General features: G+C 45.6%; 10 protein-coding genes, 8 tRNA genes and 1 riboswitch. All 18 genes read right to left on the reverse strand.

The annotated features are described in order from the left end of the window. Positions 1 to 9 precede the first annotated feature (9 nt). Entirely contained in the window at positions 10 to 543 is a 534-nt protein-coding gene (yyaC, locus tag ACSQ8O_RS25545) for a spore protease YyaC (RefSeq protein ID WP_436243907.1), read from the reverse strand. Between the two features lie 183 nt (positions 544 to 726). After that, positions 727 to 1386 carry a hypothetical protein gene (locus ACSQ8O_RS25550; protein ID WP_236289086.1) on the reverse strand — a complete coding sequence of 220 codons (660 nt, stop codon included), beginning with the start codon at positions 1384 to 1386 and terminating at the stop codon, positions 727 to 729. Between the two features lie 184 nt (positions 1387 to 1570). After that, complete coding sequence (locus ACSQ8O_RS25555) at positions 1571 to 2467, reverse strand: C40 family peptidase (protein WP_436243908.1); 897 nt, start codon at positions 2465 to 2467, stop codon at positions 1571 to 1573. Positions 2468 to 2470: 3 nt separating this feature from the next. Next, a riboswitch (cyclic di-AMP (ydaO/yuaA leader) is annotated at positions 2471 to 2633 on the reverse strand. 97 nt (positions 2634 to 2730) lie between these two features. After that, entirely contained in the window at positions 2731 to 3243 is a 513-nt protein-coding gene (locus tag ACSQ8O_RS25560; RefSeq protein WP_436243909.1) for a GNAT family N-acetyltransferase, read from the reverse strand. 64 nt (positions 3244 to 3307) lie between these two features. Next, positions 3308 to 4252 (reverse strand): acetylxylan esterase, encoded by a 945-nt coding sequence (locus ACSQ8O_RS25565; protein ID WP_436243910.1) that lies wholly within the window; start codon positions 4250 to 4252, stop codon positions 3308 to 3310. Positions 4253 to 4779: 527 nt separating this feature from the next. After that, positions 4780 to 4850 (reverse strand) — tRNA-Gly (locus ACSQ8O_RS25570). Between the two features lie 18 nt (positions 4851 to 4868). Continuing rightward, positions 4869 to 4945, reverse strand: a tRNA-Pro gene (locus tag ACSQ8O_RS25575). 20 nt (positions 4946 to 4965) lie between these two features. Beyond that, positions 4966 to 5042: transfer RNA gene (locus tag ACSQ8O_RS25580), tRNA-Arg, on the reverse strand. Between the two features lie 6 nt (positions 5043 to 5048). After that, positions 5049 to 5123: transfer RNA gene (locus tag ACSQ8O_RS25585), tRNA-Gly, on the reverse strand. 102 nt (positions 5124 to 5225) lie between these two features. Next, positions 5226 to 5924: an AIM24 family protein gene (locus ACSQ8O_RS25590; protein ID WP_436243911.1), complete on the reverse strand. Its 699-nt coding sequence runs from the start codon at positions 5922 to 5924 to the stop codon at positions 5226 to 5228. Positions 5925 to 5949: 25 nt separating this feature from the next. Then, positions 5950 to 6405 carry a hypothetical protein gene (locus ACSQ8O_RS25595; protein WP_436243912.1) on the reverse strand — a complete coding sequence of 152 codons (456 nt, stop codon included), beginning with the start codon at positions 6403 to 6405 and terminating at the stop codon, positions 5950 to 5952. 57 nt (positions 6406 to 6462) lie between these two features. Further along, positions 6463 to 7089: a GyrI-like domain-containing protein gene (locus tag ACSQ8O_RS25600; protein WP_436243913.1), complete on the reverse strand. Its 627-nt coding sequence runs from the start codon at positions 7087 to 7089 to the stop codon at positions 6463 to 6465. A gap of 134 nt (positions 7090 to 7223) precedes the next feature. Then, a complete protein-coding gene (locus ACSQ8O_RS25605) occupies positions 7224 to 7733 on the reverse strand; it encodes a ferritin (RefSeq protein WP_056620645.1) in 510 nt (169 codons plus the stop codon). A gap of 113 nt (positions 7734 to 7846) precedes the next feature. Further along, on the reverse strand, positions 7847 to 8098 hold the full coding sequence (locus ACSQ8O_RS25610) for a DUF1450 domain-containing protein (protein ID WP_436243914.1): 252 nt from the start codon (positions 8096 to 8098) through the stop codon (positions 7847 to 7849). Positions 8099 to 8253: 155 nt separating this feature from the next. Further along, a tRNA-Leu gene (locus ACSQ8O_RS25615) sits at positions 8254 to 8333 on the reverse strand. A gap of 19 nt (positions 8334 to 8352) precedes the next feature. Continuing rightward, positions 8353 to 8428, reverse strand: a tRNA-Lys gene (locus tag ACSQ8O_RS25620). A gap of 19 nt (positions 8429 to 8447) precedes the next feature. Then, a tRNA-Asp gene (locus ACSQ8O_RS25625) sits at positions 8448 to 8524 on the reverse strand. A 31-nt stretch (positions 8525 to 8555) separates the two neighbouring features. Next, positions 8556 to 8632 (reverse strand) — tRNA-Met (locus tag ACSQ8O_RS25630). Between the last annotated feature and the right edge of the window lie 70 nt (positions 8633 to 8702).

The following is an 8702-nucleotide window of genomic DNA, read 5'->3' on the forward strand; positions in this document are numbered from 1 at the left end:
GCCCCTCAGCTACAAAGGAATTGCATAAACAATTGCACGGATTACTTCTTCTGCCATCTGCATAACACGAAATAACGAAGTCGTTTGCAGGACATTATACTGTCTAGGTCCATCCACGTTCACGATCGCCGCAATCGTGTAATCACCAATAGGCGGTAAATCTTTACCTACAGATTTTCCTGGAGCCAGTGGCTGGTTCGACAATTGGTACAATCCCACACTCAATTTCCGACCTAAACACGCATCTATCGCAATAACGACAACACTCGGTGGAATTTCCTGCAAGCGCAAGGCCAAATTAGTAGCATCACACGGTGCTGCAAGCGTACCAATGACATAAGGATAGCCTAGCTCTGCAAGCCTACTTCCCACAAGTGGACCTAGTGAATCGCCTGTTGAGCGATCTGTCCCTATACATACAAAAGCAACCCGACTAGGCTCCAGCCCCTTACTCAAGGTAATCATGTGTAGAAGCTGACCTAACTGCTCGCCATCTACTTTTTTCCAAAACTGCTCCTCCAGCTCCATCGGTTCTTTCTCCATCTTTGCCTCCCTTTCAGGCATGTACACCTAACCTTTCACCTCATGCATGATAGTTCCATTCTTTCATATGGAGGTGGGCTGTGTCCACTTGCATACTTCCGTATTCACATACACCAAATAAGCGTTACTCGACGACCGAGCAAAGCCTATTCATGCCGCTTATAGATCTGACTATTAACCATCTTAATGTACGCGATTCATTCGAACAATGCGATAATAGAGCTGACCGCTGACCTCTTGCTCCACTTCCAGATAGCCTTCAGAGTGAACATAATCCCCTAACATAAACGTGGAAGCATCCGCCGAATCGGCATGTGTTAGAAAGAGCAGTGCTACTTTATCATCCCCAACCACAAATCCTACCTGTTCCTTCACCTGAAATTTCTCAAGAATTTTGCCATGATGTGATCTCACGATATGATGGAACCGCCAAGTGCCTTCTTCTTGTATGATAAAATAAAGCACACGATTGCGATGCGCATTGCTAAACTCCCGCGTCACACCGATCATACACACCTTCTCACCAACACGTAAATATTCATCAACGACATAAGATTTCAGTCGTAACCGATTCACATTCTTGCTCTGAATATAAGTTTCCATCTCATCTATGGAGCGCTGATCCCTTGGATCTTGTTTTGTTGCGTAAAATACTTCTTTAATAAACGTATCTGTTTGGTATTCCCTAGCCCCTTTGAAATGGTTATACGTATGAAAAAATTGCTTAATTACGACCCGAATGTCTTCCGGTATGGCAGGACCTGTTTCCACGTTATACATGCGATCTGTTCGACCCGACAATTTAATTTTATGAAACCAGCTTTTCCAGACACTGACTTGCATGTCGTACGCGTCACCTACTTTCTTCCAACCATTGTTCCATTATAGGCTATAATTCTCAAAAATTCGATAAAAATCGCACAAATTCGCGCAAAAAAAAGAGCATCTGCCGCTTTACCTTCCATACAGAAAGACATAGCGAACATACGCTCTTACACCGGTACTTATACTTGATTTCGTAACTATCTTATAACACCCGTTTGGCACCTACATATCTTGAGCCCCAATAGGAGCTAGCGAGACTATCAACCGTTACACCAACGGACGTTGTCGAGGAAATGAATTGATTATTTCCGATGTAAATGCCTACATGATTGACGATACCAGAAGCAAAGAAGACGAGGTCCCCCGCTTTCAAATCCGTCACTCTTGACCCCGCTTGATCGTACATTTGCACGGAAGTGCGTGGCAGCTCGATCCCTTTGGCCTCGTATACATAACGAACGAATCCTGAGCAATCGAAGCCCTTAGGTGTAGTTCCTCCCCATCGGTAAGGTGTCCCTTTAAATGTCGTTGCTGCTTGAATAATTTGAGCTGCAATGGATGACTGAACGACCTTGGCCACTGGGGCTGCTAGAACTGCAGGTGGCGGTGCAATCCAGGCTGGCTTATGAGTCTTGCCGTCCTCTTCCACGATGGCGATTTTATTCGCATCGTTCCACGCAATCGCAGATCCAAACGTCTCTGTAACGAAGCGTAGAGGGACATAAGTACTCCCCTTAACCAAAGTTGGGCTGCTCTCTAACTCAACTAACTTACTGTTTACGATCGCTTGCTCATCGTCCGTTGTGAGTTGAATTGCCTGTTCCTTGTTCTTAAGCGTGACGACGACTTCATCGCCTTGCTTTGCCCATCCCACTTGATAACCTAATTTCTCCGACAACACACGCAGTGGCACCTGAAGTGTACCTTCCGTATCAATAAACGGCTGAACTTCCGGGAACTGCACCAATTCATCATTGACTTGAACCTTCACTGAAGAAGTGTCTGGGGCAGCAGCATGCGTGGATGGAGCGGCGAACAGAGAAATGGCTGCGCCTACAAGAGCGCATGAACAAATAAAGCTTTTGGTAAAAAGTTTCAAAACGTTGTGCCTCCTTGAAGCCTCCGAGGTTAGTTGACGGGTTCGGGAAGAGGTTTTCCCTAGTACGCCCCATTAGCCTATGGCTAACTGAGCATTCATTCACCCCAAGTAAAGAAGTCCCCCGTACCAGAGCTTTCGATGCTCTGAGATTCGGCATTTTTTGTCTATGTTAGACTAGCATAGTTCGTTTTGCCTTGACAACTTTTGCGAGATGGTAAGTGTTTCCTTTTCTATGTAAAAGCACACAAAAACAGCCACTCTTCTCAGAGCAGCTGCTTATACACTTCGGTAAACAGGATATGCTTACAGGGATTAAACTCTTTTTCCGTCATCGGACTAGGATAACTCATGATGTTGAGAGGCAATGTGAGTTGCCCTTCTCTGAGGGGAGGCTGCGCATAAGGGAATAGGTTCAAATGGAAACCGCAGCGCTTATAGAATTCAATTCTCCGCGTAGCATCTGAGGCAGTCGGAGGCTCGACTTCAAGTACGATAGGCGTGCTTGCACTGCTCATATACGTCGTCAGCATTCGCTTGCCAATCCCACCGCCTCTTGTGGCAGCACCCACTGCGATATGTTCCACGAATCGAAACGTGCTAAAGCTCCAACTGGCCAGGAAGCCAAGCAGTTGCCCTTGTGCATCTCTCTCGACATCGATGCTGTAATTAGGATGAGATAACAGCGCCCGCTGACCTTCATATGTCCTTATTTCGGTTACAGGAAAAGCCGCTTCCATCAGCTCGAATACCTCTTCAAATGAATCCACTTTTTCCATCTGTCAGCACCTCCCTTCAAGTTAGCTATAGGTTATCCAACCGGGAAGCTTCTTACTTCAGTCCCTACCATTTTGAGAAAAAGGCATGTGCCGCAGCATGGGAGCCAGGAGGTGTCGCATGTCCCATGAAGGGGTACACTTCAATAGATTTGTGTGAAGATTCGATTCGGTTATACGCAGCAAAAATGGCTTCTGGTAAGCAACACGTATCCTTCAATCCTACCGTAACGTGAACAGGCTGCTGAATACGATCACCTAGGTTCATAATATCAAAATAAGAAACCGTTCGCAGTACGTCAGGCAGATATTCTGGGAACCGGGTAACCAAATCCGCTGCCTCACTAAGCGAACTAACCGAATTCAACAGGCCTAAATCCATGTGGCAAAGATTCGGTACATGGGCAATGGTTGCCCGAATGCGCTTCTCTAACGCAGTTACGAGTAGGGCGAGCCCTCCGCCTTGGCTTCCACCGTATACGAATACACGCTGACTGTCGATCTCTGGCTGCTCTAACGCGCATTGCACAGCACGCAAAGAATCGATCGCAACTGCTCGATAATAGCTTGTCTCCGCATTGAGAATCCCCTGTGTAATCCAGCCCCTCGTCATGCCAGTCTCCTGTGGCAGCAGATTACCGCTATCGCCACCTTGCCCGCGTACATCAACTGCAAGTACCGCATACCCCATAAGCAACCAAGCTGCATGATCCTCAGGTCTTCCTTTGGAGCCCGTATAGCCTGGGAATGTAACAATACAAGGTACCTTAGACTTGCTCTCCGCATTAGGCAGTAACAACCAAGCATGAATTGGTGTTTCCGCAGCGCCCTGCAAGACGATCTTATTCACTTCCGCTTGTACAAAAGGTGATGCCACCGTCTCTCTTGTATAAGAAGCTGCTTGCGTAGCTTCCGCGTATGTGCGCTCCCAGAATGCAGCCAGATCAGCAGGCGCCGTTAACTCCGAATGATACTGATGTAACCCATGAATACGATTTTCAATAGCGTTCATTTCGGTAAGTCCCCTTTGCATGTTTTTCCCATTTTAACCTAGATACACGTGTATGACTATTGAAAAATATGAATATGAGACGGAACGTCGATGCTCCATATCGATGAGTCTGCCGATTCGTGTTTAGATGTATAAATTACAGCTAATTTGCTCGAATCTGACGTATTTTCGTGATTAGGTGGAGAAAGTACATTTAATTTGTATGAAGTTTAAAGAATCGAACAAATCTAAGGAATTTAACTACAGGAAATACAGTTAATCTTTCGAATTCGAGAAATCCGCTTCAAATAGATGGAGAAAATCCAGTTAAATTGCAGGAAGTGGGAAGTAGGTTATTACTCATCGGTCATTAACAAAAAAAGAAAAAGAGCCTGTTTCATAAATTGACTTTTGAGACAGGCTCTTTCTTGTGTAAGCGGGCGGCGGGAAGATGGTATATTGGGACGGTCGAACCCTAAGGGGTTCAATTCCCTAATTATGAAGAAAGAGACCACCCGAAGGTGGTCTCTTTCTTTCTTTCTTTCTTAAGCGGGCGGCGGGAATCGAACCCGCGCGATCAGCTTGGAAGGCTGAAGTTCTACCATTAAACTACGCCCGCATATAAAAAATTCTAAAATGGTCGGGACGACACGATTTGAACATGCGACCCCCTGCTCCCAAAGCAGGTGCTCTACCAAGCTGAGCTACGTCCCGTAGTGAATATAAAGTGTAAATGGCGCGCCCTGAGAGATTCGAACTCCCGACCTTTTGATTCGTAGTCAAATACTCTATCCAGCTGAGCTAAGGGCGCAAATATTGGAGCGGAAGACGGGGATCGAACCCGCGACCCTCGCCTTGGCAAGGCGATGCTCTACCGCTGAGCCACTTCCGCACGGTGTAATTTCTCTTTCGCTCAGCAAGTGTTTCTCTGAGGCGACAAGGAATAATATATCAGGTATTCAAAACAAATGCAACTTTTTTTTAAATTTTTTTATTATTTTATGAAAACGCCGCCAAATGGCAGAACTTCCCGAGCTATGCGGCGCAGCAAGCTATCCGATTTCATGTGCTCGTCCAACTTAGGATCCGGCTTACAAGGCTGCATGAGTACATGACCATGCCCCGTAATCTCCCAATGATAATTCATGTGCTGGCTTGCTATTGTATTGCCATACACACATAGCCGTAGATTCGCCTGCCGCGGATACGCCACCAGACAGCTAACATCTATAAACAAAGGCTGCTTCGGATCTAAAGCCATCTGATGCAAAGGACCCGCTGTTAATAAACCTAGCGTTCCGGGGCCATGAAATTGCATTTTGACAAGATCCTGCGTGATCAATGTATTCTTGACGCTCTGGAGGTGCGTTGTAAAGGTCACGCCTTCCGTATAGAAGAGAACATGACGAAACTCAAACAAGAGGTCATCTTCCGCTTCTAAAGGTACTACAGCCAAACTATACGCTTCAGGCAGTCCCATAAGTAATTGGCCTGGCCCTCTCACCCGTGATTGGATCAAGCGCTTTTTCCTATACATACCAGGAAGCTTCATCAAAGCATCCTCGCGCAGCTCTGGCATCCCTTGAAACGCTACAATTTGGTTGGGATGAAGGACATAAACGGCTTCGCCATAGTCAAGCTGAAGCGTAGCCATCCTAGCTTGCAAACTCGCATTTTCAAAGATGACCTCCATGACACAACCTCCTCACACTAGCCTGCTAACGCAGCCCGCGTTTCTGTCTACGCCAAACGAAGAAGCGAAACACACGTCCAAGCAAGAAATAGCCTACAACCAACGCGGCAGCCGTAATCACCATGTAGGTTATTTTGCGATTTCGTTTATCCTTATCCAGCGCTACTTGTTCCATCGCCTTCAACCGTTCTTGTAACTGCTCGTTGTCCTTCTTAAGTGCCTCATTCTGACTGAGGAGACGATCCTCGATTTCTTGCGACTGCCTGACGGCTTCCGACAACTTGTCCTTTTGCTCTTCTAATTGCTGCTTCGTAGCCTCATAATCCTTCTGGATTTGTTCTACATTGCTTGGCAATTGATAGATATCTTTTACCCGATCCAACCAAGAAGCGTGGGCAGCGGGCGTTGGATACATGAACCCGACGATGATGATAAAGACACCAATAGCCCGTCCAATCCTAGATATACTACGTATTCGCACCCGCTATCCCTCCCCATGGTTGGCTGCTCGACATTATGTTCTATTTTACAGCAAAATTCACCCCATCACCACTTCTACCGCTTCAACAGGATAGCGCAAAATCGTTTTCATTTTGGCAGACTCTATCTTCCTCGGATCTGATAAGTAAATCTCATGATGAAGACCACAGTACCTTAGCTGATTGTCCTCTAAGAATTGCTCCATTCGAGCAAGTGTCTCTGGTTCTGTTGCATACGGACCTACATGCAGCATTTGGACACAGGTTCCCTCATTCAAGGATTCATAGCCAACATCAGATATCACCTTCAGCTCCTTTTTCTTAGCCATTGCAGTTGTACGCGCTTCTTCCACAATCTCAGCTGACACATATGTCGGCATGCGAATCAATAACTTCCAATGCCATTCTTCCCTCGGTACCTCCAAGGCAGTTCGGGGATCTCCATCAACCCACCATTGCCCTTCCAGCTTCGCTACTGTGAAATCTTTCTCCAGCTTCTTGTAATGTCCTTTAACGCCGTACGCGACCGTATACAGCGCTTCTGTGGCGTTAGCAAAGGTGGCACCATCGGGATCTCCTTTGCCTACAATGGTTACATAAGAAATAGGTTCAAAAACAACGAGTTCTGGCTTCGTTGGAGCTGTGTAATAAGCTTTATAGGCCTTGGCTAGATCTAATTTATCCATGATGCACTTCCTTTCTTTTTCTATTACTATATAAAATAAACCCTGACAACCTTATGTCAACAAACAGAAAAAACTTACCTCTTTCGCATAATTGCGAAACAAGTAAGTTTTTGTCTCATGAATAGGGTATGTAATTATTCCGCAGCTGGCGGCGTGAAGGAACGTTGTGCAAATTCCGCATCCAACATATAGAACGCATTGCTATCTTTATCGATACGTTTCAACTTGTTGATAATGCTATCGAACATGGCTTCTTCTTCAACCTGCTCGTCAATGAACCATTTCAAGAACTGCATCGTCGCATGCTCTCTATCATTCAATGCCAAATCGGATAGGTGATAAATCCGTTTCGTTACTTCTTGCTCATGCAGGTAAGCATGTTCAAAAGCATCCAAAATCGATTCGTACTGATTCACAGGCGTGTTCATACCAGCAAAGCTGACTTTTTTCCCACGGTCATTAATAAATTTAAAAATCTTCATGGCATGGAACTTCTCTTCTTCTGCTTGTACTTTAAAAAAGTTCGAAAATCCATCCAAGCTTTCCGCAGCGCAATAACCAGCAATAGCTAAGTAGACGTGCGCGGAATAAAACTCATAATTCATCTGCTCATTGAGCGCTTCTGTTAGTGTATCGTTTAGCATCTGTGCACACACCTTTCTGTATGGTTATCTCTTGCGTGTTCCCCATACATACAAGATTAACAGAATTGTGCATACAAATACAAACGGAAGTAACAATTTCAGCAGATTTAAGTTCAAGCCGTCACACTTTTGGCCTTAGACGCCGATATGATTTCTTTGATCTGAGCATATAAATGGTCTGGTGACTCCGCGCAAAGCAGCTTCTTCTTCCCTATCATGGCGATACATTCTTTCTTACAATGCCGGCAATTGCCTAAACAGTCCTTCTTCTTCTGCTTCAAGTCTGGGTACTCGTGCTTCAACGACTTATATATTTGTTTCGATCCGAATTTCTCATTTCTGCAGCAGTATTTAATCGTTTTCAAATGCGATCTCCTCCCGCCATTTCGCGTCAATCACTACTCTTGATATTAATGATAATAATAATCAATGTCAACCAGATTTTATAAAAGCTTGTACGCAAAAAAAGAGCTTTCTTCGATCCCCGTTAAAGGATACAAGAAAGCTCTTTTTGTTTGGATGCGCGTAGAGGGACTTGAACCCCCACGGTCGCCCGCTAGATCCTAAGTCTAGTGCGTCTGCCAATTCCGCCATACGCGCATGCTGTAAATAAGGCAAATGGTGAGTCATGTAGGATTCGAACCTACGACACCCTGATTAAAAGTCAGGTGCTCTACCAACTGAGCTAATGACTCATATTGTATAGATAAAAAATGGCGGAGCTGACGGGATTCGAACCCGCGGTCTCCTGCGTGACAGGCAGGCATGTTGGGCCACTACACCACAGCTCCACACTATGTAATTCTCCTCTTGGTAAGAGGTTGGTTGCGGGGGCAGGATTTGAACCTGCGGCCTTCGGGTTATGAGCCCGACGAGCTACCGGGCTGCTCCACCCCGCGACAATACAAGCATGATATTTAATATTCCCAGAGAAAATCCAAGACATCCTAACTTTCTTCTGAAAAGATA

This window comes from Paenibacillus sp. LjRoot56, assembly GCF_964253335.1.
Lineage (GTDB): Bacteria > Bacillota > Bacilli > Paenibacillales > NBRC-103111 > Paenibacillus_E > Paenibacillus_E allorhizoplanae.

Excerpts from the sequence above, each read along its gene's own strand:
- ACSQ8O_RS25600 (WP_436243913.1), bottom strand. The coding sequence starts at position 7,089 with ATGGATAAATTAGATCTAGCCAAGGCCTATAAAGCTTATTACACAGCT.
- ACSQ8O_RS25550 (WP_236289086.1), bottom strand. The coding sequence starts at position 1,386 with ATGCAAGTCAGTGTCTGGAAAAGCTGGTTTCATAAAATTAAATTGTCG.
- yyaC (WP_436243907.1), bottom strand. The coding sequence starts at position 543 with ATGGAGAAAGAACCGATGGAGCTGGAGGAGCAGTTTTGGAAAAAAGTA.
- ACSQ8O_RS25590 (WP_436243911.1), bottom strand. The coding sequence starts at position 5,924 with ATGGAGGTCATCTTTGAAAATGCGAGTTTGCAAGCTAGGATGGCTACG.
- ACSQ8O_RS25565 (WP_436243910.1), bottom strand. The coding sequence starts at position 4,252 with ATGAACGCTATTGAAAATCGTATTCATGGGTTACATCAGTATCATTCG.
- ACSQ8O_RS25605 (WP_056620645.1), bottom strand. The coding sequence starts at position 7,733 with ATGCTAAACGATACACTAACAGAAGCGCTCAATGAGCAGATGAATTAT.
- ACSQ8O_RS25560 (WP_436243909.1), bottom strand. The coding sequence starts at position 3,243 with ATGGAAAAAGTGGATTCATTTGAAGAGGTATTCGAGCTGATGGAAGCG.